This is a genomic window from Arthrobacter sp. PsM3 (assembly GCF_030433895.1).
Taxonomy (GTDB): Bacteria; Actinomycetota; Actinomycetes; order Actinomycetales; family Micrococcaceae; genus Arthrobacter.
The window spans coordinates 1-228 of record NZ_JARUXE010000183.1; the positions used below are offsets into that span (position 1 = coordinate 1).

A 228-nucleotide genomic window follows, 5' to 3' on the forward strand; every position below is an offset into this window, starting at 1 on the left:
GCTACGGGGTGCGCAGCCTCGCCAGCGCCGGGGTGGACCTGCGGGGGCAGCCGCACGCGCTGGCGGGCCTGGTGGGCGGGGGCGTGGTCTTCGTGCTCAGTCTGGTGCTGCCCAGCCTCGTCTACCTGCGAGGCGCGTGCGCGGTGTATCTCTCGCAGGAGGGGCGGGAGCCGGAAGTGCCCGGGCTCGGCCCCCGCAGCGAGCCCTCGGAGCGCGGCGCACCGGTTC

Annotated in this window: 1 protein-coding gene; it reads left to right on the plus strand. The window is 76.8% G+C overall.

Translation table 11 applies throughout. From position 1 onward, the window contains the following. Nucleotides 1-228 (plus strand): hypothetical protein (locus QCD75_RS22110; RefSeq protein ID WP_301231664.1); only part of this gene is annotated, 228 nt, incomplete at both ends.